At 34.3% G+C, this 23,620-nt stretch carries 25 protein-coding genes and 1 tRNA gene; 14 read left to right on the top strand and 12 right to left on the bottom strand.

The window, feature by feature from the left end:
• The first annotated feature begins 274 nt into the window (after positions 1 to 274).
• Both ACP7AV_RS10615 and ACP7AV_RS10610 read left to right on the top strand, forming a co-directional pair.
• The gene (locus ACP7AV_RS10615; RefSeq protein ID WP_426091923.1) at positions 275 to 553 is read left to right on the top strand and encodes a hypothetical protein; all 279 of its coding nucleotides are present in this window, start codon (positions 275 to 277) and stop codon (positions 551 to 553) included.
• Positions 441 to 1,997, top strand: coding sequence for a recombinase family protein (locus ACP7AV_RS10610; RefSeq protein WP_426091926.1), 1,557 nt, complete (start codon positions 441 to 443; stop codon positions 1,995 to 1,997). The genes ACP7AV_RS10615 and ACP7AV_RS10610 overlap by 113 nt, the downstream gene beginning before the upstream one ends.
• Here the strand turns inward: ACP7AV_RS10610 and ACP7AV_RS10605 are convergent.
• Positions 1,954 to 2,031, bottom strand: a tRNA-Val gene (locus tag ACP7AV_RS10605). The genes ACP7AV_RS10610 and ACP7AV_RS10605 overlap by 44 nt on opposite strands.
• Before the next feature lie 87 nt (positions 2,032 to 2,118).
• Positions 2,119 to 3,339, bottom strand: coding sequence for a bifunctional folylpolyglutamate synthase/dihydrofolate synthase (locus tag ACP7AV_RS10600; protein WP_426091922.1), 1,221 nt, complete (start codon positions 3,337 to 3,339; stop codon positions 2,119 to 2,121).
• Positions 3,340 to 3,467: 128 nt separating this feature from the next.
• Here ACP7AV_RS10600 and ACP7AV_RS10595 point away from each other — a divergent pair, with 128 nt between their 5' ends.
• Positions 3,468 to 4,163: a MotA/TolQ/ExbB proton channel family protein gene (locus tag ACP7AV_RS10595; RefSeq protein WP_426063381.1), complete on the top strand. Its 696-nt coding sequence runs from the start codon at positions 3,468 to 3,470 to the stop codon at positions 4,161 to 4,163.
• Position 4,164: 1 nt separating this feature from the next.
• Positions 4,165 to 4,560, top strand: coding sequence for an ExbD/TolR family protein (locus tag ACP7AV_RS10590; RefSeq protein WP_426063382.1), 396 nt, complete (start codon positions 4,165 to 4,167; stop codon positions 4,558 to 4,560).
• 223 nt (positions 4,561 to 4,783) lie between these two features.
• On the opposite strand, the gene ACP7AV_RS10585 is transcribed toward ACP7AV_RS10590, so the two are convergent.
• The 3 genes from ACP7AV_RS10585 to ACP7AV_RS10575 all read right to left on the bottom strand — a co-directional run bounded on the left by ACP7AV_RS10585 (position 4,784) and on the right by ACP7AV_RS10575 (position 8,463).
• Entirely contained in the window at positions 4,784 to 5,683 is a 900-nt protein-coding gene (locus tag ACP7AV_RS10585) for an energy transducer TonB (protein ID WP_426091921.1), read from the bottom strand.
• A gap of 415 nt (positions 5,684 to 6,098) precedes the next feature.
• Complete coding sequence (locus tag ACP7AV_RS10580) at positions 6,099 to 7,325, bottom strand: Glu/Leu/Phe/Val dehydrogenase dimerization domain-containing protein (protein ID WP_426091920.1); 1,227 nt, start codon at positions 7,323 to 7,325, stop codon at positions 6,099 to 6,101.
• Between the two features lie 67 nt (positions 7,326 to 7,392).
• Positions 7,393 to 8,463, bottom strand: a complete 1,071-nt coding sequence (locus tag ACP7AV_RS10575; protein WP_426091919.1) for an anhydro-N-acetylmuramic acid kinase — start codon at positions 8,461 to 8,463, stop codon at positions 7,393 to 7,395.
• An 88-nt stretch (positions 8,464 to 8,551) separates the two neighbouring features.
• Between ACP7AV_RS10575 and ACP7AV_RS10570 the strand changes: the two genes are divergently transcribed.
• The 6 genes from ACP7AV_RS10570 to ACP7AV_RS10545 all read left to right on the top strand — a co-directional run bounded on the left by ACP7AV_RS10570 (position 8,552) and on the right by ACP7AV_RS10545 (position 13,980).
• The gene (locus ACP7AV_RS10570; protein ID WP_426091918.1) at positions 8,552 to 9,691 is read left to right on the top strand and encodes an acyl-CoA dehydrogenase family protein; all 1,140 of its coding nucleotides are present in this window, start codon (positions 8,552 to 8,554) and stop codon (positions 9,689 to 9,691) included.
• A 348-nt stretch (positions 9,692 to 10,039) separates the two neighbouring features.
• On the top strand, positions 10,040 to 10,528 hold the full coding sequence (locus ACP7AV_RS10565; RefSeq protein WP_426063387.1) for a DinB family protein: 489 nt from the start codon (positions 10,040 to 10,042) through the stop codon (positions 10,526 to 10,528).
• The gene (locus ACP7AV_RS10560; protein ID WP_426091917.1) at positions 10,516 to 11,226 is read left to right on the top strand and encodes an NRDE family protein; all 711 of its coding nucleotides are present in this window, start codon (positions 10,516 to 10,518) and stop codon (positions 11,224 to 11,226) included. The genes ACP7AV_RS10565 and ACP7AV_RS10560 overlap by 13 nt, the downstream gene beginning before the upstream one ends.
• A gap of 22 nt (positions 11,227 to 11,248) precedes the next feature.
• A complete protein-coding gene (locus ACP7AV_RS10555; RefSeq protein WP_426091916.1) occupies positions 11,249 to 12,298 on the top strand; it encodes a D-alanine--D-alanine ligase in 1,050 nt (349 codons plus the stop codon).
• A 4-nt stretch (positions 12,299 to 12,302) separates the two neighbouring features.
• Positions 12,303 to 12,950, top strand: coding sequence for a hypothetical protein (locus ACP7AV_RS10550; protein ID WP_426091915.1), 648 nt, complete (start codon positions 12,303 to 12,305; stop codon positions 12,948 to 12,950).
• A gap of 58 nt (positions 12,951 to 13,008) precedes the next feature.
• Positions 13,009 to 13,980, top strand: a complete 972-nt coding sequence (locus ACP7AV_RS10545) for a M28 family peptidase (protein WP_426091914.1) — start codon at positions 13,009 to 13,011, stop codon at positions 13,978 to 13,980.
• Here the strand turns inward: ACP7AV_RS10545 and ACP7AV_RS10540 are convergent.
• Positions 13,973 to 14,551 (bottom strand): GNAT family acetyltransferase, encoded by a 579-nt coding sequence (locus tag ACP7AV_RS10540; protein WP_426063392.1) that lies wholly within the window; start codon positions 14,549 to 14,551, stop codon positions 13,973 to 13,975. The genes ACP7AV_RS10545 and ACP7AV_RS10540 overlap by 8 nt on opposite strands.
• Positions 14,552 to 14,682: 131 nt before the next feature.
• Here ACP7AV_RS10540 and ACP7AV_RS10535 point away from each other — a divergent pair, with 131 nt between their 5' ends.
• From ACP7AV_RS10535 to ACP7AV_RS10520, 4 genes are all read left to right on the top strand, one after another.
• Positions 14,683 to 15,360, top strand: a complete 678-nt coding sequence (locus tag ACP7AV_RS10535) for an SDR family NAD(P)-dependent oxidoreductase (protein WP_426091913.1) — start codon at positions 14,683 to 14,685, stop codon at positions 15,358 to 15,360.
• 30 nt (positions 15,361 to 15,390) lie between these two features.
• The gene (locus tag ACP7AV_RS10530; RefSeq protein ID WP_426091912.1) at positions 15,391 to 15,744 is read left to right on the top strand and encodes a four helix bundle protein; all 354 of its coding nucleotides are present in this window, start codon (positions 15,391 to 15,393) and stop codon (positions 15,742 to 15,744) included.
• A gap of 33 nt (positions 15,745 to 15,777) precedes the next feature.
• On the top strand, positions 15,778 to 16,380 hold the full coding sequence (locus tag ACP7AV_RS10525; protein ID WP_426091911.1) for a SprT-like domain-containing protein: 603 nt from the start codon (positions 15,778 to 15,780) through the stop codon (positions 16,378 to 16,380).
• A 255-nt stretch (positions 16,381 to 16,635) separates the two neighbouring features.
• Entirely contained in the window at positions 16,636 to 17,304 is a 669-nt protein-coding gene (locus ACP7AV_RS10520; protein ID WP_426091910.1) for an outer membrane beta-barrel protein, read from the top strand.
• A 152-nt stretch (positions 17,305 to 17,456) separates the two neighbouring features.
• Here the strand turns inward: ACP7AV_RS10520 and ACP7AV_RS10515 are convergent, their stop codons facing one another.
• From ACP7AV_RS10515 to ACP7AV_RS10490, 6 genes are all read right to left on the bottom strand, one after another.
• Positions 17,457 to 18,218 (bottom strand): ABC transporter ATP-binding protein, encoded by a 762-nt coding sequence (locus ACP7AV_RS10515; RefSeq protein ID WP_426091909.1) that lies wholly within the window; start codon positions 18,216 to 18,218, stop codon positions 17,457 to 17,459.
• Positions 18,215 to 18,964 carry an MlaE family ABC transporter permease gene (locus ACP7AV_RS10510; protein ID WP_426091908.1) on the bottom strand — a complete coding sequence of 250 codons (750 nt, stop codon included), beginning with the start codon at positions 18,962 to 18,964 and terminating at the stop codon, positions 18,215 to 18,217. Before ACP7AV_RS10510 ends, ACP7AV_RS10515 begins: the two co-directional genes overlap by 4 nt.
• 78 nt (positions 18,965 to 19,042) lie before the next feature.
• Complete coding sequence (locus ACP7AV_RS10505; RefSeq protein WP_426091907.1) at positions 19,043 to 19,891, bottom strand: glycosyltransferase family 2 protein; 849 nt, start codon at positions 19,889 to 19,891, stop codon at positions 19,043 to 19,045.
• Complete coding sequence (locus ACP7AV_RS10500; RefSeq protein ID WP_426091906.1) at positions 19,891 to 20,415, bottom strand: methyltransferase; 525 nt, start codon at positions 20,413 to 20,415, stop codon at positions 19,891 to 19,893. The genes ACP7AV_RS10505 and ACP7AV_RS10500 overlap by 1 nt, the downstream gene beginning before the upstream one ends.
• Positions 20,416 to 20,649: 234 nt before the next feature.
• On the bottom strand, positions 20,650 to 21,708 hold the full coding sequence (locus ACP7AV_RS10495) for a 3-oxoacyl-ACP synthase III family protein (protein ID WP_426063403.1): 1,059 nt from the start codon (positions 21,706 to 21,708) through the stop codon (positions 20,650 to 20,652).
• 340 nt (positions 21,709 to 22,048) lie between these two features.
• On the bottom strand, positions 22,049 to 23,599 hold the full coding sequence (locus ACP7AV_RS10490) for a DUF6770 family protein (RefSeq protein ID WP_426091905.1): 1,551 nt from the start codon (positions 23,597 to 23,599) through the stop codon (positions 22,049 to 22,051).
• Positions 23,600 to 23,620 lie beyond the last annotated feature (21 nt).

The following is a 23,620-nucleotide window of genomic DNA, read 5'->3' as shown; positions in this document are numbered from 1 at the left end:
AAAAATCAGTCAATTGATGTAGGTTTAATACTGGGGATTGCTTTGCAACTATTCCCAAGTGATGAATTTGAGCTGCTAAATGAAATAAGAATATTGTTTCCTGCAGATTCTAGAAATGATGATGAAAATATTATCAAAGAATAACAATTCATAGTCATCATAGATATATTTTACTTATGATCATTACAAATCAAGATCTTATCTTTATAGCGATAGATGATTGTTGAACAAAAAAGACCAGTAATGGTCTTTTTTTAATGAAGTGAGATGACAAATGGAAAACAATGAAAAAAATGAAAGAGGGAGACTTACAGATGAACAAGCTTTAAAAATGTTCAAAAAAGAAAATTTAGACCTGACACTTGACCAAGCAAGGATAATCTTGGAATTTATGCGCAAACTAGCGAGTATAACAGTATCTAATTTTTTAAATCAACAAAATGAAACAAATAGCAGACCTTTATGTGAGAGTGAGTACGGACGAACAAGCCGACAAAGGATATTCACAAAGAAACCAAGAAGAAGTACTAAAAAAATACTGCCAGATAAATAATATTGCAGTAAGGGATGTTATTTATGAAGATCATTCTGCCAAAACATTTCTTAGACCAAAGTGGAAATTGTTATTGGTTAACTTAAAAAGATTTAAAAGCAAAACGGATTTACTTTTATTTACCAAATGGGATCGATTCAGTAGAAATGCAGGAGATGCTTATCAAATGATTAGCATCTTAAGAAAACTTGGAGTTGAGCCACAAGCCATAGAACAGCCTTTGGATTTATCTGTTCCTGAAAACAAAATGATGCTCGCCTTTTATTTGGCTGTTCCAGAGGTAGAAAATGATAGAAGGGCGTTAAATGTTTTTCATGGTATGCGTAGAGCAAAGAAAGAAGGAAGATATGTCAGTCAAGCGCCAATAGGATATGCAAATAGATCAAAAGAAGACGGCAGTAAATATATTGCAATTAAAGAGCCTGAAGCATCTATAATGCGTTGGGCATTTAAAGAAATTGCAAAAGGTATTTTTAGCACTGAGGATATTCATCGACTGGCAAGGAAAAAAGGTATAAAAACAGGAAAGCACAGTTTTTGGCTTGCTGTTAGGAATCCTTTGTACTGCGGAAAAATAAAAGTCCCTCAGTATAAGGATGAAGAGAGCTATTTAGCCAATGGACAGCATGAAGCAATTATAAGCGAGGAATTATTTTATAAAGTTCAAGATGTAGTAGACGGAAGAAAGAAAGTAATTCGTGCTAAAGTTGAAACTATTTTAGAGCTTCCTTTAAGAGGGTTTTTAATATGTCCAGTTTGTGGAAAAGTGTTGTCTGGAAGTAAATCAAAAGGGCGTAATAAATATTACGCCTATTACCATTGTTATAAAGGTTGCACCTATCGCTCCAATGCTGATGATGTAAATCAAATGTTTATAAAGGAACTTTTAAAATATGCTCCGAAACGACAATATAAAAAAGTTTATAGTATCATAATTCTAGAAGCTTATAAAGAACAAACAAAGGAAAGGCAAAATGAAAAGGCTCAGTTATTAAAGCAAATAAAGGATTATGAAGGTAGATTAAGTAAGGCTCGAGATTTACTTATGACAAATCAAATTGACTCAGCAGACTACAGAGATATAAAATCTGATTATGGTGAGACATTAGCAAGGCTTCAAGCAAAATACTCAGGAATAGATACTGATCAAGATGATATTGAAAAATTACTTAATCAGGGAATTGAAAATTTGCTTAGGATTCATTCTATCTATGATAATTCTGAACTTGTGGTATGTAGAGATTTGATTGGTTCAATATATCCTGAGAATTTGATATATGATGGAATTGGATTTCGAACCACAAGAATCAATGAAGCAGTACAGCTAATGTACTTGATTAATGGGCAGTTAGAGTCAAATAAAAAAGAGACAAATCAGAATATTTCTAACTTGTCTCTTATGGTGGGCGATGAGGGGTTCGAACCCCCGACCCCCTCGGTGTAAACGAGGTGCTCTGAACCAGCTGAGCTAATCGCCCTAATGCAATTTTAGTTACTTTCGTTTCCGTCATTGCGTTTGCAAATATACGCCCCTTTTCTAGATTTGCAAGGAAAAACCAAAAAAATTATAAAATTTCTGCTACTACAAAGGTGCTGCCTCCAATGTATATAAAATCAGATTTCCCAGCGTTTTCAATTGCTTTTTGATAAGCCTCTGAAACAGAATTGTATACTTCTCCTGTTAATTCAAAAGCTGCTGCTTTTTGTTTTAGAATTACCGCATCCAGTCCGCGAGGAATATTGGGTTTGCAAAAATAATACTTGGCTTTTTTTGGGAATAATGGTAGAATTTCATCTAAATCTTTGTCGTTTACGACTCCTAAAACGATATGTAGATCATCAAATTCTTCTTTTTGTATTTGTTTTAAAACAATTTCTAATCCGTTTTTGTTGTGTGCGGTATCACAAATAACTTTTGGAAATTCATTTATCTGTTGCCATCTCCCTTGAAGGTCTGTGTTTCTTATAACTTGTAATAATCCGGATTTTATGTTTTCTGAAGTAATTATAAATTCCTTTTGGGCATTTAAAACAGTAATAGTCTGTAAAACTGTTTGCTTATTGTGCATCTGATAATCACCAATTAAATCAGAAGGATAGGTTTCTAAAATTAAATCAGAAGCAAAATATATTTTCGAGTTGCATTCTGTAGCTTTATCCAGAAAAACTGGTTTGGTCTCAGGGGTGTATTCGCCAATTACTACTGGAATATTAGGTTTTATGATGCCCGCTTTTTCAAATGCGATGGCATCAAGTGTGTTGCCCAAAAACTGGATGTGATCCATTCCTATATTTGTTATTACTGAAACGAGAGGGGTAATGACATTGGTTGCATCCAGTCTTCCGCCCATTCCTACTTCAATAACGGCGATGTCTATTTTTTCTTTATAAAAATAATCAAAAGCCAATCCAACGGTCATTTCAAAAAAACTCATGTCATTGGATTCAAAAAAACTTTTGTGTTTATTAATGAAATTAGTGACGAATTCTTCAGAAATATCTTTTCCGTTAATTTTAATGCGTTCTCGAAAATCTTTTAGATGTGGGGAAGTGTATAACCCAACTTTATAACCCGCTTCTTGAAGTATGGATGCCAACATGTGTGAGGTCGAGCCTTTTCCATTAGTTCCCGCAACATGAATGCACTTTATTTTCTCCTGTGGATTTTCAAGGTGTGCTAAGAGTAAATGCGTGTTGGTTAAATCTTTTTTGTAGGCCGAAGCGCCCTGAAGCTGGTACATCGGGAGTTGATTAAACATCCAATTTGTGGTTTCCTGATAATTCATTTTTGTAATAAAATAGGGTTGTTTAAAATATTTTTCGATTTTTTTAGTTTAATAGTACATCGAAAAGTATCTTTAGTGCAAAATTGAAATAATTTTTAGAATTAATGATTGAAATACAATAATATTATATGTTTAGTTTTATACAATTACAGGCCGACACCATTACCAACGCTGCTTCAAACGTAGTTATCGAAAAAATTGCTCCAAATACCGAAATATCTACTTTAGGATTTCTTTTGAAAGGCGGTGTGTGGTTGATCCCGATTGGGATTTTATTATTTTACACTTTTTATTTGATCATTGAACGCTATTTGTATGTCAGTAAAGCATCTAAAATTGATACTCTTTTGATGCGTGATGTACGCGATAATTTAAATTCCGGAAATCTTGATTTGGCTCGATCTATTGCAGAACGAAATAGTAGTGCCTCAGGCAATATTATCAAGGAAGGAATTTTGGTTATTGGCAGACCTATTATCGAAATTGAATCCAATATGGATCGTGCTGCCGATATCGAAATTGGAGAAATGGAAAAGCATCTAGGCCATCTGGGACTTATTGCCGGAATTGCGCCCACGTTAGGGTTTATTGGAACAATCTCAGGAGTTATAAAAATATTTTACAGCATTTCGGTAACTGAAAATATTAGTATCGGTAATATTTCCGGAGGATTGTATGAAAAAATGATCAGTAGTGGTGCTGGATTAATTGTTGGAATTATCGCCTACAGCGGGTATCATTTATTAAACGGCAAGATTGATAATTTTGCTTTAAAAATTCAAAAACAAATATTAGAGTTTGTAAATATTATTCAAAGATCGTAACATGTCTATAAAACGTAAAAGAAGATTTCATGCCGAGGTCGCGACTTCTTCATTAAGTGATATTATGTTTTTTCTGTTGTTGTTTTTCTTGATTATATCAACCTTGGCTAATCCTAATGTTATCAAGATGACGTTGCCAAAAGCACAATCCAACGAGAAGACAAACAAGCAATACATTAGCTTATCCGTTACTGAGGATAAAAAATTCTACATTGACAAACAGCCTGTTTCATTTGAAGAACTAGAAACTACGCTGATGTCTAAGATGAATACAGAAAAGGATCAAACGGTTATTGTTCGCATTCCATTCAATTTGCAAGTACAAGACTTAGTCGATGTACTGCAAATAGGAGTGAAGAACAATCTGAAGTTTGTGATTGCTACCAGTCCCAAGTAAGGCATTGCTTGTTTTTACGAAGCAATTCTTTATTTGGGCGTGACCACAATAGGAAAAGGGGCTAATCAACTTTATGCTGATTAGCCCCTTTTCATATTGCGGTCGGGCTATCCGCAGTACTTCGGTACTTGCTGCTATCCCTCACGCAGATTCGTGATCTGCCAGATTATTTGCGATGACAAGAATAGTTACTGTTTACAAAAAACTACTACTCCTAATTGTTTTAATTCAAATTGAAATTATAAACAATCTTTCCGACTTGTTTTTCCGGAGCATCGCTGCTGGCATCCCATCTCGTATTCATAGCAGCAATTCGGGCTTGGTCTAGTAAACATTTTGCGGTATTAGTGGTTCCTTTTACACCGGCAACAGCATTTACAGTCCTTCCAGATCTATCTACCGATACTTCAACAACAACTTTTCCTTGTTCATTACACGTGTATTTTGGCGCGGGTTTAGAAACTGCTTTTCTGTTTCCTAACGAATATCCAACGCCGCCGCCAGAACCACTCCCTGTTCCGCCGCCGCTTCCGGAGCCATAGCCGCTTCCAGTTCCTATTCCGGTTCCAGTGCCGTTTCCTCCACCTGTTCCTCCACCAGAACCACCTGTTCCATAATAACCGTTAGAACTTAAGCTTCCGTTAGATTTTCCTTTGTTCCCAGCTGTTTTATCATCCCCGTCACCGCCTTTATTGGATCCTTTCATGATGCTGGATAAAGCATCATTGGTATTGTTAGAAACTTTAGGTTTTACAACCACGGGTTTTGTTTCTTCTTTTACGACTACTGTTGGTTTTTTAGTCTTTTCTTTCGTCGGAATCACGACACTTTCCTCGCTGCTGTTTTCTTGCGATAAAATAGCTTCGTCCGGAGTTGATTTTGCAGGCGTTTGTCTGGTTTGGTTTTTTACTTCCAAAATTTCACTCTTATAATCTGCTCCAGAACCGAAATCGCTGTCGCCAAAATTCACAGTAACGCCACCGCCACCTCCGCCACCGGCAAGTTCATCCATGTTTGCAGGAGGCCAAAATCGGATGAAAAATAATATCAACAACATTGTCGCATACAAAAGAATGGATAGTGCTAAGGATTTCTTTTGATCTGATGAAATGGTGGAACTCATTTGTATTTTAAATTTTAAAAAGTGTATTACTAAAAAACGTTGAAAAGTACTAAAAATTGTTAAGAGTAAAAAGCTACTTCCGGAATATAAATAAGATCGCTTTCGCTTAAAACTAAAAATAAGAAAAGGGATTAAATAGACTATAAAATCTGCTTAATCCCAGTTCCGATAAATATTAAAGAATAATCCGTTGGGTAATATTAATAAAAATTTAGATTAATTTTAAATAAAAAAATTGAACTACATAGAAACATAGAAAAAAAAAGTCAGATAGCCCAATTCTTGGTTTCACCTAGCTATGGTTTTTACTAAAAAAGTGAAACGCCTTTGATAATGTGAAAATCTATGTTTCTATATGGTTAAAAATTTAAACAAATTGAATTACACCCAACGGGTTAAAGAATACTATTTTAATTTAAGTTAGCTGTTTTAGTGCGATTTCAAAAGCAGTGGCACTAATATTAGTTTTACTTGGATTTAAAGCATGCGTTTTTTCGATTGCTTTTTTGATGATTTCTGAGGTGTCTTGGAATATAGCTTCATCTGTCATTTGTACTTTCTTTTCCATAAAGTAAGCAAAAACACGAGCCATCCCACAATTAGAAATAAAGTCAGGAATCAAACTCACTTTATGATCTACATCTTCCATAATTGGACCGAAAAATATTGCTGCGTCGGCAAAAGGTACATTCGCACCACAGGAAATTACTTCAAGACCATTTGCAATTAAGCTGTCAATTTGTGATTGAGTGACCAATCGGGAAGCGGCACACGGAGTGAATATTTCAGCACCGATTGTCCATATTTTTTGATTGATTTCTTCAAACGGAATCATGTTTTCGGCAACCAGTTTGTTTCCGTCTTTGGCTATAAATAAAGCTCTAATTTCTTCGAAAGAGAATCCTTCTTCATTTATTAATCCACCATCTCTGTCGATAATACCAATTACTTTAGCACCCATCTCGGCTAAGTAAAATGCGGCAGCTGACCCTACGTTTCCAAAACCTTGAACGATTGCTTTCTTTCCTTTCACATCTCCACCATAAATCGTGTAATAATTACGAACGGCTTCAGCAACACCATAACCGGTAATCATATCGGCAACAGTATATTTTTTGGAAACATCGGGTGAGAATTTTGGATTTTCAATCACCTTCACCACACCTTGACGTAACTGCCCAATTCTGTTGATTTTATCTGCTTCGGTCGGTTTGAAATGTCCGTTAAAAACACCTTCTTGGGGATGCCAAACTCCACATTCCTCCGTCATAGGAATTACTTCATGAATTTCATCTACATTCAAATCGCCGCCAGTTCCGTAGTAACTCTTTAATAAAGGAGAAACGGCTTTATACCAACGTTGTAAAACGCCTTTTTTTCTTGGATCATTCGGATCAAAATTAATTCCAGATTTAGCGCCTCCAATTGCAGGTCCAGAAACCGAAAATTTCACTTCCATGGTTTTTGCCAAAGACAAAACTTCATTCATATCCAACCCTTTTCTCATACGAGTACCACCACCGGCAGCGCCACCACGTAGCGAATTAATGACTGTCCATCCTTCAGCTTCCGTTTCTGTATCTTTCCAATGGAAAACTATTTCAGGTTCTTTATTTTCGAATTTCTTTAATAAATCTTTCATTTGTTGCGATATGTTTAATTTTGGCAAATATAAAAAATAGAATAATGTGAATTATCTATTTTTAATTTTATTTAGGAGAATAAATAGTTCCAGAACTGTGATCTTCTTTTGCTCCTGTAACGCTATTCAAAACATTGATTTCTCCGCGTAATTTTAAAACACCGAGTAATGCAAAAATCAACGCTTCTTTGAATTCCAATATTTTAGCTGAAGGAATTATGATTTTCATTTCTGGTAAATGGTACTGAATTCTCTCGATGAGAAAATCATTGTAAGCGCCACCGCCAGTTATGAAAAGGCTGCCGTTTTTATTTGGCAAAGCCAAAGTAATTTGCAAAGCCACGTGTTCCGTGAAAGTGTATAATTTGTCTTTTATTGGAATAAAATAGCTTTCGAAAATAGGCAAAATAGTTTCTTTTACAAATTCGAAACCCAATGATTTAGGATGTTTTTTTTGGTAATAATCCAAATCATTTAATCCATTTAATAAATCTTCGTTACAAATTCCGGTTCTTGAAATACTGCCTTTGTCATCATAATCCAATCCCAATTGATTGGCATAAAAATTTAAAACAGTGTTCACAGGTGAAATATCAAAGGCGATTCTTTTGTTGTTTTGTTCAAAAGATATATTCGAAAAACCACCTAAATTCATGCAGTAGTCATACTCAGGAAATAAAATTCGATCACCAATAGGAACCAAAGGCGCGCCTTGACCGCCCAGTTGTACATCCTGAGCCCGAAAATCACAAACTACCGTTTGGTTAATTAAGCGAGCAATTTCAGGCAAGTTGCCAATTTGTAAAGTAAATCCGTTTTGTGGTTGGTGTAAAATAGTGTGTCCGTGTGAACAAACGGCGTCGAGATTTTTTATTTCGTATTTTTTAATAAAACTTGAAATAATCGTACCCAAAAGTTGCGTATAGTCTTGATTCAATTGCTCTAGTTGAGTTTTAGAAAAATCGACGGCTATTTTTAATTTGTTTAACCAATCGGTTGTATAAGAAATAGTTTCAGATTCTTGGATTTCAAATTCCCACTTATTATTTTTTACAGTAAAGACAATGTGTGCCAAATCTACGCCGTCCAGCGAAGTTCCGGACATGACTCCTATTATAGTATAGTTTTCTTTAAACATAGGCTAAATTTACGAAATCGTTTGAAATCTGATATTTAATAATTACTTTTGAGGACAAATTTAAGAACAATTAATTTACAATTAAAATATGGATTTTAATCTAACCGAAGAGCATTTAATGATTCAGCAAGCCGCTAAAGATTTTGCAGTAGCAGAATTATTACCGGGCGTAATTGAACGTGATGAACATTCAAAATTCCCAACTGAGCAGGTGAAAATGATGGCCGATCTAGGTTTTATGGGAATGATGGTAGATCCTAAATATGGTGGATCTGGTTTGGACAGCATCTCTTATGTTTTGGCAATGACAGAAATTGCAAAAGTTGATGCTTCGGCAGCTGTAATCATGTCAGTAAATAACTCTTTAGTTTGTGCTGGTCTTGAAAAATATTGCAGTGAGGAGCAAAAAATGAAATATTTAGTGCCGCTTGCCAAAGGGGAAGTGATTGGTGCTTTTTGTTTGTCAGAGCCAGAAGCGGGAAGCGATGCGACTTCGCAAAAAACGACAGCTATTGACAAAGGCGATCATTATTTGTTGAATGGAACTAAAAACTGGATCACTAATGGGTCAACTGCATCTACTTATTTAGTAATTGCCCAAACGGATATTGAAAAAGGACACAAAGGAATTAATGCTTTTATCGTAGAGAAAGGTTGGGCTGGATTTGATATAGGTCCAAAAGAGAAAAAAATGGGAATTCGTGGAAGCGATACGCATTCGTTAATGTTTACGGATGTAAAAGTTCCTAAAGAAAATAGAATTGGTGCCGACGGATTTGGATTTGCTTTTGCAATGAATGTTTTAAACGGCGGAAGAATAGGAATTGCCTCACAAGCGTTAGGAATTGCAACTGGTGCTTATGAAATTGCATTGAAATATTCGCATGAGAGAAAAGCCTTTGGAAAAGAAATTTTTAACCATCAGGCAATTGCTTTTAAACTGGCTGATATGTACGTCAAAGTAACTGCAGCAAAATTATTGGTGATGAAAGCGGCTTGCGAAAAAGATGAAGGTAAAGATATTGCGCATTCTGGCGCGATGGCAAAATTGTACGCCTCAGAAATTGCTTTAGAAGTTGCCAATGAAGCCGTTCAAATTCACGGTGGAAACGGTTACGTAGCAGAATATCATGTGGAACGTATGATGCGTGACTCTAAAATTACTCAAATTTATGAAGGAACTTCTGAAATACAACGAATCGTAATTTCAAGAGGATTAGTTTCGTAAATAAAACAAAATAATTATAGAAATCCTTTCTAATTTCGGTTGGAAAGGATTTTGTTTTTTTAATATATTTACGGAAAGAATTTTTTTAGACACTATTAAATTTAAAAGGCAATGCGGAGTTGATTGCGACTATTTTAATTTTAAACCGAAGAACTCCGTTGTTTGGCGCTGCAGTGTGTTACGAAAATGCGGTTAATTCAATTTTTGTTACTCTGTTTGTATTTAAAAAGGAAGTAAAAATGATGGTGGTGCACTTTTTATTTCGGCACTAATTACCTTTCTTTGTTGTGTTATTTTAGCTTTTAAGGATAGAGATAATGTAATGAATTTTTGAATTAAAATATAAATATGCTAATACCTTCCATTAATAATAGTTTAAGAGAACTAATTGATTTGCTGAATCAATTGTCTCAAAAAGAATATTCCAGTTCTTGTGCGGAATTGAGTAATGCCACTATTGGGGAGCATACCAGACATATTCTTGAGATGTTTCAATGCTTAGAAAATCAATATGATTCAGGTCTTGTAAATTATGATAAAAGGGAACGAAACACTCGTATTCAAACAGATACCGCTTTTGCTATTGAAAATATTGTTTCGATTCAACAAAATTTAGACAAAAAAAATAAAAACCTCGAGCTGTTACAAATCATTGACGGAGAGGAGATTCGAATTGAAAGCAACTATTTTAGAGAATTATTGTATAATCTGGAACATTGCATTCATCATCAGGCGCTTATAAAAGTGGCTATTTTGCAATGTGAAACAGTGACAATTGATCCTAATTTTGGCGTTGCGCGCTCCACAATAGAATATAGAAATCAATGTGCACAGTAAGTTTTGTGGCAACGAATGGTAAAATTATCATTACCTCCAATCGGGATGAAAAAACGGTACGACCGAGCGCAATACCACCAAATAATTATATCGTAAACGGAAAAAATCTTATTTTTCCAAAGGATCCAAAAGCCGGAGGAACTTGGTTTGTTGCAAATGCGGATGGAATAATTTTGGTGTTATTAAACGGTGCTGATGAAAAACATGAAGTAAAACTTCCGTATCGAAAAAGTCGTGGTTTAATTGTTTTAGATCTGATTAGCAGCTTTTCGCCAAAGGATTTCTGGACCGAAATTGATTTGGAAAACATAGAACCTTTTACTTTAGTTTTGTTTCAAAACAATGCGCTTTTTCAATTGCGCTGGAATGGAGAAGAAAAGCAAACAACTCCTCTTGATGTTCATCACAATCATATTTGGTCTTCCTCAACTTTGTATTCGCAATCGGTTCGTGAAAAACGAGCCAATTGGTTTCATGCTTTTATGGATGATAATTCTGAAATTTCCGAATCAAAAATACACAATTTTCATCGTTACACCGAAGAAGGAAATGATGAAAACGGTTTGGTTATCAATAGAAATGACGAGATGAAAACGTTGAGTATCACGCAATCGGTTATTGAAAAAAATAAAGTAGCTGTATTGCATTACGATTTAATTGCACAGCAGGATTTTTCGACCTCATTTATCACTGTTTAAAGAACTTAATTTGACCCGAGTTATGACGAACAGGCGAAGCAAACTACTTTTTCATAAAATTACGCATTGGGAATATTGGCCTTTCCAGATTGTTTACATTCCTATTTATTTTCTTTGGTCCTATTATTCTATCAAGGCAAAATCTATTTTTTTCTTTAACGCTTCAAATCCAACCATAAAAAATGGCGGTTTTATGATGGAGTCCAAAAAAGAAATTTATGATTTGATTCCACAACAGTATTATCCAAAAACGGAATTAATAAAAGAAGGAACTGCTCTGGAAAAAATTTTAAATTTGATTGAAGTAGCACAAATTAAGTATCCTTTGATTGCAAAACCGGATATTGGACTGCGAGGATCTGCAGTAAAAAAAATCAATTCGATTACCGATTTAAAAGAATATGCTAATAAAGCAAATTTTGATTACGTAGTGCAGGATTTAATTCCTTACGAGAACGAAATTGGAATTTTCTATGTGCGTTATCCTCATGAAAAAGTGGGCAAAATTACAGGAATAGTTTCTAAAGAATTTTTGATTATAACCGGAAACGGTTTCTCTACCGTAGAAGAATTAATCAAAGAAAATCCGCGGTACGAAATGCAGTTAAAGGTTTTAAAACAGGAATACGGTAAAAAACTACTTGATATTCTTCCAAAAGGAGAAAAACTAAACTTGGTGCCTTACGGAAATCATGCAAGAGGCGCAAAATTCATTGACGGAAGTCATTGGGTAACCCCGAAATTGACACAAACCATCAACGAAATGTGCTTACAGATTCCGGGTTTCTACTTTGGGAGATTGGATGTGATGTACCATACAGTTGAAGAATTAGAACAAGGATTACACTTCTCGATTGTGGAGTTAAATGGTGCCGGAAGCGAGCCCACGCATATTTATGACCCAAAACATTCTTTGTTTTTTGCATGGAAAGAACTCGCGCGTCACATTACGTATATGTATGAAATCAGCGTTGCAAATCATAAAAATGGTGTTCCCTATTTACTGCACAAAGACGGGATGAAGGAATATATAATGCACTTGGAACAAAGCAATAAAATTATAAATTTCTAAAATAATGAAAGCATTAAAGAACATTTTTGTTGGTTTTTTAATAAGCTTTATTGGTTCGATACCGTTGGGATATTTGAATGTTATTGGTTTTGAAATCTATATAAAACTAGGGATGAACAGTTTGATTTTCTTTTTGTTCGGCGTCATTTGCGTGGAAATGTTTGTGATTTATTTCACTTTGATTTTTGCAAAGCAATTGGTCAACAATAAAAAATTAATGAAGTTTATTGATTTTTTTGCCGTTTTCTTTCTGTTGGTTATAGGCTATTCTTTTTACGCCAGTGCCAATCAAACAACGGAACAGCAAGGTGTGTTTGAAAAATATGCAATGTATTCTCCGTTTCTAATCGGTGTTTTTTTGAGTGGGATCAATTTTCTTCAAGTGCCATTTTGGACCGGTTGGAATCTGTATTTGATTAATGGGAATTATATTTCCATTGTAAATAAACTCAAACTGTATTATATTGCAGGGACTTTAATAGGCACATTCGCGGGAATGCTGACTTTGGTTTTGATATTAAACACGTTATCTCAAAACACAACCAGCTTTTCTAAATATGTAATTCCTGTTGTGATTCCGTTGTTTTTTGTAGTTTTAGCCTTTGTTCAAATTATTAAAGTGTACAAAAAATATTATCGAAAAAGAATCTGAATATATAAGTTTAACGCTAATGCATAGCTGTCTTTATTAACCAAAATCTGCTTTAATTATGAAAAAAGTTTTTCTGTTACTTCCATTTCTTTTCTTGTGTTGCAAACCAATTTCGTCGATTGTAAATGAGACTGCAACAAGTGAACCGTTGTCAATTGCATATAGAATAAAAGAAAATGACGTTGCTAAAACATTGAAATATTTAGCTTCGGATGACTTAGAAGGCAGAGAAACAGGAAAAGCGGGAATGGTCAAGGCTGCGGATTATTTAGAACAATTTTTTAAGGATAACAATGTAAAACCGTATTTCAAATCGTATCGTGATACGTTATCAACTTTTAAGGAAACGGCCTTCAATGTTGTAGGTGTTGTTGAAGGAAATGACCCAGTTCTAAAAAATGAATTTATAATTTTAAGCGCGCATTACGATCATATTGGTTTGGATAAAAAAGGGGTGAATGGAGATTTTATAAATAATGGTGCCAATGATGATGCTTCAGGAACAACTGCAGTTGCTGAAATGGCCAAATATTTCAGTATCGCCAAAAATAATAAACGCAGCATTCTTTTTGTGTTTTTTGCAGGAGAAGAAAAAGGCTTATTGGGTTCTAAACATTTAGCGAAAAAACTGAAAGCACAAGATTTTAAATTGTATGCCCAGTTCAATATTGAAATGATTGGTGTGCCGATGAAAAGGGATTATCTAGCGTACATTACCGGTTTTGATAAGTCGAATATGGCGGGAAAAATCAACGAATACACAGGAAAAAACACCATTGGTTTTCTTCCAAAAGAAGCCGAATATAAATTATTTTACAGATCAGATAACTACTCTTTTTACGAACTTTTTAAAGTGCCTTGCCAATCTGTGAGTACTTTTGACTTTGAAAACTTTGAGTTTTATCATCATGTTTCGGATGATTTCAGTGCTATGGATATTCCGCACATGACTTCTTTCATTCAAGAATTATTACCGGCTGTTACTAAAATGGCAAACACACCAACTAAGGAAATCATAATGCTTAAATAGTTAAAGAAACCGCCTGATTCATATCGTAAGCCAAAATTAAATAATCATTGTTGTTGAATTGAAAATCCCCAATAATGGTCCATTTTAGTTTTTCGGTATGTGCTTTGGTGGATGGAATATTGATTTTATTGATAAAAGTCAATCCCAATGGGTATTTATAAAGCATGTGTGTTCTCATGAATTCGAACAGCGGCGTAATCAAACCTTTTCCACGATATTTCTTGTGAATACAAATGGGTCCATATTGAAAACTATTGGTTGTGGTGATGTCAAAATCTAAAAAGGTCAGTTCGGGAAACAACGAACTCATGTAATTAAAAATGGGCCATTGTTTGAAAAAATCCCAACTTCCCGTAAAAACATAAGCAATGATTTTGTCATTGTCTTTGGCAATAAATAATTCTGATTTTTGAATAACTTCGGTTAGTTGCTCAATTGTAAATGGCGTCGTAACAAAGCCGGAAGCTTTTTCTTTTTCGGATAAATTAGCAACAAGATACAATTCCTGTAATGCTAATACGCCATCAATGTCGCTCATTTTTGCAATTTCTAATGGTATGCTTTCTATCATTTTCTTGGAATTGAGATGTTAATTTACTTTGCCAAAAATAAGTAAAATTACAGGAAACTTTAATTTTTATTAGATCAAGAATCCTTTGTGTAAAGCATTAGTTTTTTATCGTTTTTGTTTATTTTTGCTCTATGAAAAATATTATCATCACAGGGACAAGCAGGGGAATAGGATTTGAGTTGGCATTGCAATTTGCCAACGCGGGACACCAAGTATTAGCGATTTCCAGAAAAATTCCTCAAGCTTTATTGGGTAACGAAAATATTACGTGTCTTTCTGTTGATTTATCCAGTGAATCTGAATTGGAGAAAGTAAGCGATTTTCTTTCCAAGTCTTGGAAAAAAATTGACGCAGTCATTCATAATGCGGGAAGTTTATTGTTGAAATCCTTTTCAGAAACCACTCAGGAAGATTTCGAAAACATCTATAAAGTCAATGTTTTTGGAGTTGCTAATTTGACCCGAATTTGTTTGCCTTTTCTACAAAAAGGAAGCCATGTCGTAACGATAAGTTCTATGGGCGGAATTCAGGGAAGTTTGAAGTTTGCCGGACTTGCTGCTTACAGTTCGAGTAAAGGAGCCGTTATTACATTATCAGAGTTGTTAGCTGAAGAATACAAAGAGCGTGGGATTTCTTTCAATGTTTTAGCTTTGGGTTCGGTGCAAACTGAAATGCTTGCTGAAGCTTTTCCAGGCTATCAAGCGCCAATAAGTGCGAGTGAAATGGCAAATTATATTTATGATTTTACTTTGACCGGAAATAAATATTTCAACGGCAAAGTGTTGCAAGTTTCTTCTACAAATCCATAACTTAGAGTTATAAGTTTTAAGTTATGAATTATGAGTGAAAGTATTGTAAAAACAAAGAGTTTTGAGTTGGCAATTAGAGGTGTGAATTTTTATAAATACTTGGTCGCTGAAAAGAAAGAATATATTATGAGTAAACAATTTTTGCGATCCGTTACTTCAGTTGGTGCAAATGTCCGTGAAGCTGTAAATGCGCAAAGCAAGCCTGACTATATTCATAAGTTGTCAATAGCCCAGAAAGAATGTGATGAATCTCTTTATTGGTTAGAACTTTTAAAAGAAACCAATTATATTTCCGAGTTAAAATTTGAATCGATTTGCCAACAAAATAATGAAGTTTTGAAAATTATACGAAGTATTATAATAACCTCTAAAAAAAACTCATAACTCATAATTCTTAACTTATAATTTGCAATTGTTTTGAGCGAAACCTTAGCCAGATACATTCCAGAGCATGCGGTAAAACCCGTTTTCGAACTTATTGTTGCCAATCAAGTGCATCTTAAGATTGTCAACGAACGACAGACGCGTCATGGTGATTATCGAAAAGGTTTGAACGGAAAGCATGAAATCACGGTAAATTCAAATCTTAATAAATACAAGTTCTTGATTACGTTAATTCATGAAATCTCGCATTTGGTGGCTTTTGAAAAATTTGGGCGACAAATCAAACCGCATGGGAATGAGTGGAAATATTCTTTTCAACGATTGATGATTCCTTACATTCGACCAGAAATTTTCCCTAATCATTTATTGCCTTTACTGGCGAGACATTTCAAAAATCCAACAGCCAGCAGCGATACTGATGCTACTTTGGCTTTGGCACTGAAACAATTTGACCAGCAAAATGATAAAAATTATGTATTTGAAATCCCTTATGGAAGTGTTTTCCGAATCCAAAACGGAAAGATTTTTAAGAAAATAGCAGTAAGAACGAAGCGTTTTGAATGTCTCGAAATGAGTTCCGGGAAAACCTATTTATTTAATCCAAATGCTGAGGTCGAGCTGTTGAAATCAAGCTAGCTTTTTACTTTTTTAAATACGCTTCACGTAGTTTTTGGGATGTATAATAATTCTATAAAAACCTCATTATTAATTGCTTATTTTGCTACTTTAAAAGGAAAAAGGTTTTTTACGATAATTCTATGTAAATTTTATCTTATATTTACAGTGCTGTCTCTACTTCACATAAAAGAATATAATTATGAAAAATCTACTATTCCTATTCGCAACTATGCTCATATTGTCTAAAGTTTTATCATTTTAGTTAATAGAAATATGAAAAATGCATTCATTTGTTTCGTATTTATCTTTATACCTTTTTTGATAAACGCACAAGAAACTGCAGAAACCGCAATCGTCAATCCAAAAGGGAATTGGTATTTTGGTGCAGAAATGGGTTCGAATACCATAACCTCTTTCAAGCTAGGGGAGCCCAATAAATCATTTCAGGGAGGAGTTTTGGCAGAATATTATACTGGGAGGCATTGGAGTTTGAGTGGACGAATTAAATATTTTGAAACCGGAGTTTCATTTTACAAACCAGATACACATAGTGGAAGTTGGTTTGATTTGGGTAGCGATGCGTATTCTGGTATTTTTAAGGGAGCCGTTGTTTCTATTCCTGTAGCTATAAAATGGGAGTTTAGAATTTTTAAAAACCTTAGCGGAAGTTTGAAAATGGGGTATGCGCACAGTTTTGAAACCAAAAGTAGTTATACCAATTACTCTAAGAATTTAAAAACTGACTATCCGAAAAATTATGGAAGTTCAATTTCAGGATTGGGTTTAAATTATTTTTTGAACAATAAAACTGCGATCTATGTTGATTTTGAAACCTATTTTGGTGGACGAAAAGCAAAAATACCAGCGCTTATTTTTGACAATGATCAACATGTTATGAATAATCTAATCAACATTGGTGTAAAACATGACTTTAAAAAATAGATATATGCAAATACAATTATTTGTTTCGTATTTATCTCTGTCTAAAATCATTGTCAGCAAAAAATCATTTTGGATTACGTAGTTGCGTATTAAACCTTTGTCAAATATATTGTTGCTGTTGATGAAAAAAGAGCATTTGATTTAGAGTGTTTTTACTCTTTCAAATACGCTTCCCGTACTTTTTTGAATAAATTTGAAGAATAAACAAAGGCCACAACAGCCTCATTATCGGTTCTGAAAATTTCTTCTTTGTTTCCTTCCCAGGCTTTTAAACCATCTTTCAGGAATAGAATTTTCTCTCCAATTTCCATCACGGAGTTCATATCATGCGTGTTTATAACCGTAGTGATATTGTATTCTTCGGTGATTTCTTTGATAAGATTATCAATCAAAATAGCTGTATTAGGATCTAAACCAGAGTTGGGTTCATCACAAAATAAGTATTTGGGATTGTTTACAATGGCGCGGGCAATAGCAACGCGTTTTTGCATTCCGCCAGAAATTTCCGAAGGTAATTTTTTGTGTGCTTCTGTTAGATCAACTCTTTTTAATACAAAGTCAACGCGCTCCTGAATTTTTTTATTATTGTCTTTGGTGAACATTCGTAACGGAAAACCAACATTTTCCGCCACAGTCATGGAATCAAACAAAGCGCTTCCTTGAAAAACCATTCCGATTTCAGTTCGTAATTCTCGTTTCTCATCCGGATTTAATTCGGAGTAAATTCGGCCATCAAATGAAATAGTTCCAGATTCTGGAGTATGAATGCCTAAAAGGCTTTTTAGTAGAACCGTTTTTCCAGATCCACTTTGTCCAATTATCAGATTCGTTTTTCCAGTTTCAAAAACCGTTGAAATACCTTTAAGAATTTTGTTTCCGCCAAACGATTTTTCTATATTTTTTACCTCTATCATGATCCTAGTAACAACTGTGTTAATATATAATTGAAAAGTATTATGGAAACCGATGTCCAAACAAAGGATACAGTGCTGGCTTTACCTACCTCGAGTGCGCCACCTTTCATGTAATAACCATGAAAAGAAGGGATTGTGGCTAATAGCATCGCAAAAATTAATGTTTTGATAAAAGCGTAAACAATATGAAACGGAATAAAATCCATTTGGGTTCCATTTATAAACTCAGCGCTTGAGATAAAACCGCCATATACTCCAGCCATCCAACCGCCCAAAACTCCCAAGAACATTGCGATTCCTATCAGGAACGGGTATAGTAACAAAGCTATTATTTTAGGGAAAACAAGGTAGTTTAAGGAATTTACTCCCATCACTTCTAAGGCGTCGATTTGTTCCGTAACCCGCATTGTCCCTATGCTGGAAGTGATAAAAGATCCCATTTTTCCGGCCATAATAACGGAGATAAAAGTGGGAGCAAACTCTAATACTACCGATTGTCGCGTAGCAAAACCAATAAGATATTTTGGAATTAAAGGATTGGTTAAATTAAGTGCTGTTTGAATGGCAACAACACCTCCAACAAAGAAAGAAATGAAGGCAACTATACCAAGAGAATCTATGATCAAATCATCAATTTCTTTAAAAATTAGCTTTTTCATTACAGACCATTTTGTCTGTTTGTTGAAAATTTCTTTAAGCATTAGAAAGTATCTTCCTATTTGCGTTATATAGCGGATGAGCATCATAAGTTTTTCAATTATGGGCTAAATTACAAAAAATGTCAGGAGTTATCCTTTTGATTCAGGAGTTTTTGATTTTTAAAGTTAAAAATGCTTTTCCTTCATTTTCTTCAGCCGATAGTTGCGAATGAATTTTGCTTGTTCTGTGGTTACTAGCAAAGGAGTTTTAGCCGTTTTAGCTTTCCAGAAACCTTTGATATAATCGAAAAAGAGTAATGGTTTTTTTTTCATCATCGCCAGTTTTGCTGAAGCGATACAGGTGATAAGAAACCCGTAACCTAAAGTGTAAAATGCCTCGCCTTGTTTGTAACGGGCCGTTTTGTTGTAGTTTGCTCCAGTTGGTTTTAAATGTTTCACGATTAATGAAGCATCCGTAACCACTTTCCATCCATGAAATTTTGACAATAATTCATCAACGGTATCCCAACCCATAGCGGGTTTTAAATTCCCTATCTGCTCGAAACATGCTTTTCTGTAGGCTTTGAAGGCACCACGGATATGGTCTTTATCGGTAAGATTTTCTAAAATCCATTTGCCGTTTTTTTCAATATAAGCAAATCCGCCAGCCATCCCTATCGAAGGATCTTTTTCGAAAATGGTTAAGATAGTTTCAAAATAATTGTTGGGTAGAATCAAGTCGGCATCCAGTTTTACGATAATGTCATACTCTTTATCCAATGTTTCATACCCTTTTTGAAAAGCCTGAATGACTTTGCTTCCCGGCAAATGAATCGCTTCGGAGGTTTTATTTACCAAAGTTATAAACGGATTTTCTTTAGCGAAAGCAGTTACTATTTCGGCAGTTTTATCCGTAGAATTGTCATTGACAACAACAACTTTTTTGGGTAAAACGGTTTGCGAAATCAAAGAATTTAAAGTTAAAGCGATAAATGCTTCCTCGTTATGCGCCGGAATGACGATATAATAATTCATTATTTTATTTTTTCGGCGTAAACGATGTAATATCTTGGGGTGAATTTTCGTAATAGTGGTCGGATACCAAATTTGTTAACGGGATTGGTCCATTTTTCTCTGTCGATTATTTTCCAGCCGGTTTTCTCCAAAAGCCAATCGAGTTGCCAATCTTCAAATTCGTGGTAATGTCTGTCCCACATGTCCGTTTTACTGCGGTAAGCTGGTGAAAACCACAAACGCAATGGAATAGAAATAAAAAGTTTATCAGATTTGATTTCACTTAAAATGGTGAAAGGATTCAGTAAATGTTCGAAGATTTCGAAAGCAGTTACTACATCCTTTTTTTCATTTGAAAATACGGACTGGTCCAAATCTAAATCTTCTCCAGTTGTATTAGAAACGGAAAATCCCTCGGATTTCATGATTTTAGAAAAAGGATTTTCAACACCTAAATCTAATATGGTCTCCGATGTTGAGACATGTTTTTTTAGGAATTCTAAAGTGTGTTTGAATCTTTTATTGGGAAACGTTTTTTCGTACATGTTTTTTGGATTTTGCCGCAAGGGCACAAAGGCACAAATATAGTAATAAATGTGTTTTTTGGCATTGTTTTTTAGCCCGGATGGGAATGAAAATCCCGGAGCTTCAGAATGTAGTTTTTCAAGGTACAAAAAGCGACTAAAAGAAGCTTTCTTGTACCTTGGAAAAACAAATTTTGTAGTGAGGAATTGCAATGTACAGCCGGATTAGCTCTTCAATAACATATTCTAAAAGAATTAATATCGATATATAAAGGCATTGATGTTCATTCCTGCTCCAACAGAAGCGAAAATCATTACATCACCTTTGTGTATTGTTTGATTTTCAATTTCGCCGCGAATTAACAAGTCAAAAAGCGTTGGGACGGTAGCCACACTGCTGTTTCCCAGTTCATGGATGCTCATGGGCATAATGTCTTTAGGAACAGATCTATCGTATAATTTATAAAAACGTTGGATTATCGCTTCATCCATTTTTTCGTTGGCCTGATGGATTAGAATTTTTTTCACGTCGTCAATGCCAAGTCCGCTTTTGTCCAAACAACTTTTCATGGCTGCGGGAACTTGATTTAATGCAAACTCATATATTTTGCGTCCGTACATTTTTATGTAGCGCGTATCTGGATCTAAATCAGGATTGTATGATTTTCCGAAGAACAAATACCCCGCTTCGTCATTTGCATACGTTGCACTTTCATAAGCTAGCATTCCAGTTTCGTCATCTGAAGCTTCAATAATAGAAGCGCCGGCTCCGTCTGAATAAATCATAGAATCCCTGTCGTGCGCATCTACCACTCTAGAAAGGGTTTCAGAACCTATAACTAAACAACGTTTTGCCATTCCGGATTTGATGAACGCGTTAGCTTGAAGCACTCCCTCAATCCAACCGGGACAGCCAAAAAGGATATCGTAAGCGACACATTTTGGATTTTTTATCTGTAATTTATTTTTGACGCGGGTGGCTAAACTAGGAAGCATATCAGATTGAATTGTTCCGTGTTTTACATCTCCAAAGTTGTGTGCAAATATAATGTAGTCTATAGTTTCCGGATCAATTCCAGCATTTTGTATGGCTTTTTGCGAAGCAAAAAAAGCCAAATCAGAAGAATTTAAATGGTCTTCCGCATAACGCCTGTGTTCTATGCCGGTAATGCTTTTAAATTTATTAATGACTACTTCATTTGGGTAGGCGAAATCTGTTCCGTCTTCATTCAAAAAAACATGATTATTAAAGTCAGTGTTGCTTACTTTTTTCTCAGGAATATAACTTCCTATTCCAGTTATTTTTATTTTCATCGGTTTGGGTTTCCAAAAATTTAGGCTAATTTAATGATAAATAAATTAGTACACTCACAAAATTTACTATGCATGCATATAATTATGATATAATAATTTATTAGCAAAAATATTGATTATTGTGTCACGAAATGTGATAAATAATGCGATATTTATTTCCAATGCTTGCAATTGATAAAATTTTTTTTTGACAAATCGAACTCGATAATTTTTAAGCGTGAAAATTTTTAATATACTTATGTGTTTATTTTTGCGCTACGTTTGTTTTGAAAGAAAACAAAAATTAGATAGTGTAGTATCAATACTAAAAAGAGCCACTAACGAGTGGCTCATATAAGGACTATCTGATATTTATTTTTTCTAGATGTATATTTATTTCCTTTAATTTTTTATCATATTCCAATAATAAAACATTTCCAACCTTAGCAGGTAAAACTCGAAAATCTTTATTGTTAGTATCGCTTTCTAAGTAAATTTTATCTTCAGAGAGTTCTCCATTATCACAAATTATAGTTTTAAAAGCATTTTTGTTTTTCTCGCCTTTTATTCGTTCATAATCTATAAAACAAGCGTAGAAACGATCATTTGTTTTGTCTATTTGGGTATATTCGTAATCAAATGCTCCAAAAGATTTTAATGCATGTGCATTTAATTGTGGGCTACCAAAATCAGATAAACTGGGCGCTCTTGATTTTCCTTTTTCAAATTCTTGAATTCCCGTAAGTTTGAAATCGGAATTGAATTTAAAGACCACAGAATTTGCAATTGTAAGTTGCGTAACACTTGCGCCGCCACCGCCACCGCCACTTAATAAGGATAATGTTGTAAGTGCTATGCCTCCAGCATTGGCGGTTCTTTTATAAAATTCACCAATTGCATAATACTCGTTGTTATTTGTTTTTGCAATATTGTGGAAATAGATGTATCCCTTGTCTTCAATGTAATTTCCATCGACTTTTGCAATTTTTGCAACATCTTCTTTCCAACTGGTAAAATTTTCTTTTAAAGTTTTGCCGGATAAATCGACAACTTCAGTAAACAGACCTAAACTTTTATCGCCAATGATATTATCACCTTCGTTAAAATATTCTCCCATTAAAACGACATTATTGTCTTTGTCCAAGAAGGCATTATTAATTAAGCGGGGCTTGCTGTTTTTACTATATTCTTTTTCGTACAACAAAACACCAGTATTTACATCGATTATTTTTGTTTTTAATGTAATTTTGCGAGATAAAAGTCCTGGTTTTGATGTTTCTAAAGCAACAATTACTTTTTCATTTACTTCAATAGGATTTATTGCCATCATTTCTTTGGAATCATCTGGAGAATTGTATTCCCAAGATTTTCCGCCATCAGTTGGGTAATATTTCAATGAATATCCAATTTTTTTATTATCTTCAAACTTGTTGAAAAGAAATCCTTTATTCTCTACAGGAAATAAAATATTAAAATCACCTGTTTGTTGCATGTATTGTATGTATCGGATTTCTTTACTTTCTAAAGAAATGTCAACAGTGGGTAATTGGTTGACTTTTTTATCATAGCTAAGCAGGCTGATTTTTTTTTCTTTAAAATTAGCCATTGCAAACATTATTCCTTGATTGTTAAAGCTGCTTTTCATTAACAAAGTATTTTTATTGTCGATGTAAGTTTTCTTTGCAACTTCAACCAGATTTTTGTCTAAAACTTGAATTGCAAATTCGCGGTCACCTTTTTTTAGTTTGTCTAATTCATAGAAAAAATAATAACCATCAACATCTTTCTCTTTGTTTAGGATTGCACCTGAATTTTTTACTTTAAAAGTATTGACTTCGTTGATTTTTTTCTCTTGTGCAAAAGTTAAATTTGCCGCTAATGTGATTAAAAGTAATGTACTGATTCTTTTCATAATTGGTTTGTATTTGATTAG

Source organism: Flavobacterium sp. DSR3-2, from assembly GCF_049896525.1.
Classification (GTDB): Bacteria; Bacteroidota; Bacteroidia; order Flavobacteriales; family Flavobacteriaceae; genus Flavobacterium.
Note: the sequence above shows the minus strand (reverse complement) of the source record. Positions and strands in the feature narration are given on the sequence as shown.

Bases quoted from the DNA above. Each gene is read 5' to 3' on its own strand.
- ACP7AV_RS10615 (WP_426091923.1), top strand. From the start codon at position 275: ATGGAAAACAATGAAAAAAATGAAAGAGGGAGACTTACAGATGAACAA.
- ACP7AV_RS10610 (WP_426091926.1), top strand. From the start codon at position 441: ATGAAACAAATAGCAGACCTTTATGTGAGAGTGAGTACGGACGAACAA.
- ACP7AV_RS10600 (WP_426091922.1), bottom strand. From the start codon at position 3,339: ATGAATTATCAGGAAACCACAAATTGGATGTTTAATCAACTCCCGATG.
- ACP7AV_RS10595 (WP_426063381.1), top strand. From the start codon at position 3,468: ATGTTTAGTTTTATACAATTACAGGCCGACACCATTACCAACGCTGCT.
- ACP7AV_RS10590 (WP_426063382.1), top strand. From the start codon at position 4,165: ATGTCTATAAAACGTAAAAGAAGATTTCATGCCGAGGTCGCGACTTCT.
- ACP7AV_RS10585 (WP_426091921.1), bottom strand. From the start codon at position 5,683: ATGAGTTCCACCATTTCATCAGATCAAAAGAAATCCTTAGCACTATCC.
- ACP7AV_RS10580 (WP_426091920.1), bottom strand. From the start codon at position 7,325: ATGAAAGATTTATTAAAGAAATTCGAAAATAAAGAACCTGAAATAGTT.
- ACP7AV_RS10575 (WP_426091919.1), bottom strand. From the start codon at position 8,463: ATGTTTAAAGAAAACTATACTATAATAGGAGTCATGTCCGGAACTTCG.
- ACP7AV_RS10570 (WP_426091918.1), top strand. From the start codon at position 8,552: ATGGATTTTAATCTAACCGAAGAGCATTTAATGATTCAGCAAGCCGCT.
- ACP7AV_RS10565 (WP_426063387.1), top strand. From the start codon at position 10,040: ATGCTAATACCTTCCATTAATAATAGTTTAAGAGAACTAATTGATTTG.
- ACP7AV_RS10560 (WP_426091917.1), top strand. From the start codon at position 10,516: ATGTGCACAGTAAGTTTTGTGGCAACGAATGGTAAAATTATCATTACC.
- ACP7AV_RS10555 (WP_426091916.1), top strand. From the start codon at position 11,249: ATGACGAACAGGCGAAGCAAACTACTTTTTCATAAAATTACGCATTGG.
- ACP7AV_RS10550 (WP_426091915.1), top strand. From the start codon at position 12,303: ATGAAAGCATTAAAGAACATTTTTGTTGGTTTTTTAATAAGCTTTATT.
- ACP7AV_RS10545 (WP_426091914.1), top strand. From the start codon at position 13,009: ATGAAAAAAGTTTTTCTGTTACTTCCATTTCTTTTCTTGTGTTGCAAA.
- ACP7AV_RS10540 (WP_426063392.1), bottom strand. From the start codon at position 14,551: ATGATAGAAAGCATACCATTAGAAATTGCAAAAATGAGCGACATTGAT.
- ACP7AV_RS10535 (WP_426091913.1), top strand. From the start codon at position 14,683: ATGAAAAATATTATCATCACAGGGACAAGCAGGGGAATAGGATTTGAG.
- ACP7AV_RS10530 (WP_426091912.1), top strand. From the start codon at position 15,391: ATGAGTGAAAGTATTGTAAAAACAAAGAGTTTTGAGTTGGCAATTAGA.
- ACP7AV_RS10520 (WP_426091910.1), top strand. From the start codon at position 16,636: ATGAAAAATGCATTCATTTGTTTCGTATTTATCTTTATACCTTTTTTG.
- ACP7AV_RS10515 (WP_426091909.1), bottom strand. From the start codon at position 18,218: ATGATAGAGGTAAAAAATATAGAAAAATCGTTTGGCGGAAACAAAATT.
- ACP7AV_RS10510 (WP_426091908.1), bottom strand. From the start codon at position 18,964: ATGATGCTCATCCGCTATATAACGCAAATAGGAAGATACTTTCTAATG.
- ACP7AV_RS10505 (WP_426091907.1), bottom strand. From the start codon at position 19,891: ATGAATTATTATATCGTCATTCCGGCGCATAACGAGGAAGCATTTATC.
- ACP7AV_RS10500 (WP_426091906.1), bottom strand. From the start codon at position 20,415: ATGTACGAAAAAACGTTTCCCAATAAAAGATTCAAACACACTTTAGAA.
- ACP7AV_RS10495 (WP_426063403.1), bottom strand. From the start codon at position 21,708: ATGAAAATAAAAATAACTGGAATAGGAAGTTATATTCCTGAGAAAAAA.
- ACP7AV_RS10490 (WP_426091905.1), bottom strand. From the start codon at position 23,599: ATGAAAAGAATCAGTACATTACTTTTAATCACATTAGCGGCAAATTTA.